The organism is Vibrio anguillarum, assembly GCF_001989995.2.
Classification (GTDB): Bacteria; Pseudomonadota; Gammaproteobacteria; order Enterobacterales; family Vibrionaceae; genus Vibrio; species Vibrio anguillarum.
The window spans coordinates 1-1,445 of sequence record NZ_JAHGUP010000161.1 but is presented as its reverse complement, the minus strand read 5'-3'; the positions used below and the strand labels follow the sequence as shown (position 1 = coordinate 1,445).

Below are 1,445 nucleotides of genomic sequence, written 5' to 3'. Positions count from 1 at the left end.
GTAAAGTGTTTTACGGTGCAATACAGCGGCTTGGCCAGTGCGTTGTTCACCACTTAATTGGGCGTTATGCTGCAATCAAAAACTTCTGGCCAAGACTGAAAATAAGGCCTAAAATAAGCACTTATTTAAATACTTAATTGGTGTTGTTATGAGACAGGTTTTAGCTGATTGTTCAGCAAGTATTTCTGAGTTAAAGAAAAATCCAACCGCTTTGCTAAATGAAGCTGATGGTTCTGCCATTGCTATTCTAAACCACAATAAGCCAGCAGCGTATCTTGTCCCAGCAGAAACTTATGAGTTTCTAATGGATATGCTCGATGACTACGAGCTTGCTAAACTAGTTGAAAGTCGCCGCGGTGAGTTATCTGAAGCGGTGGAAGTAGATATCGATGACTTATAAGCTTAAATTTCTACCAGCTGCCAAGAAAGAATGGAGCAAGTTAGCTCCACCAATTCAAAGTCAGTTCAAAAAGAAGCTTAAAGAGCGGCTAGAGAATCCACATGTTCCTTCGTCTAAACTTCGTGGCTACGACTCAGTTTACAAGATCAAACTACGTACAGCAGGCTATCGTTTAGCCTATGAAGTTATTGACGATGAAATCGTGGTGTATGTGTTGGCTATTGGAAAACGGGACAAAGATGCAGTGTACAAAAAGTTAGCATCGAGGTTCTCGTAACAGCAGCATAACAAAGCGTTTAAGACAGATTCCCAACGCTTGGCATTTTTCATTTCATCGTTGGGTTTTGTGTTTAAGGTGGTATGGTTAGGTTTCGTGGTGGCGTTGCTCACCACTTAACGCGGCGTTATGTACTTTTACGGAAAATCAGAAACTTATGGATAAAAATGCTGAAATTTGGCGTCAGTTCTACGAAAAAGCACTATCTCGTCCGCATTTAAAACGTACTGAGTTTGCAGTTCGTCTCAATGAATCAAATCTCAAAGTAGCTACTGACTGTGGTTGTGGAACAGGCAGCGATATCCAGTATCTAGAACAACAGGGTTTTCGAGTTCATGGCTTCGATATAAATCCTGATTCGGTTGCTATTTGTAGAGACAGGTTTGGTTCAAGGTCGTTAGTGGACATTTCAGAGTCTTCGTTTGAGTCTTTTGACTATCCAAAATCTGGTGTTGTTATCGCAAATTCTAGTCTGTTCTTTGCTGACCCAAACCAGTTTGAAACGACTTGGCGCAACATTAAATCTTCAATTGAAGTCGGTGGGGTATTTTCGGGTGACTTCATGGGTTTCAAAGACAGTTGGGCTGAAAACTATCGTAGCCCGACAACACCTTTATCGGAGTTAGAGGTAAAGGGTTTGTTCTCTGACTTTGAAATAGTCAGGTTCTTTGAACGTGATGAAAATGCTAAAACTTCATTGGGTAGATCGAAGCATTGGCACACATATTCCGTGGTGGCGGTGAAACGTACATAACAAACGCTTCAAGA

At 41.2% G+C, this 1,445-nt stretch carries 3 protein-coding genes; all 3 read left to right on the top strand.

From position 1 onward, the window contains the following. The first annotated feature begins 148 nt into the window (after window positions 1-148). The 3 genes from PL85_RS18055 (at window position 149) to PL85_RS18045 (ending at window position 1,431) form a co-directional block, all read left to right on the top strand. A complete protein-coding gene (locus PL85_RS18055; RefSeq protein WP_017038856.1) occupies window positions 149-400 on the top strand; it encodes a type II toxin-antitoxin system Phd/YefM family antitoxin in 252 nt (83 codons plus the stop codon). After that, a complete protein-coding gene (locus PL85_RS18050) occupies window positions 390-677 on the top strand; it encodes a type II toxin-antitoxin system RelE family toxin (RefSeq protein ID WP_013868556.1) in 288 nt (95 codons plus the stop codon). The genes PL85_RS18055 and PL85_RS18050 overlap by 11 nt, the downstream gene beginning before the upstream one ends. 157 nt (window positions 678-834) lie before the next feature. Continuing rightward, window positions 835-1,431 carry a class I SAM-dependent methyltransferase gene (locus PL85_RS18045; protein ID WP_115340175.1) on the top strand — a complete coding sequence of 199 codons (597 nt, stop codon included), beginning with the start codon at window positions 835-837 and terminating at the stop codon, window positions 1,429-1,431. Window positions 1,432-1,445 lie beyond the last annotated feature (14 nt).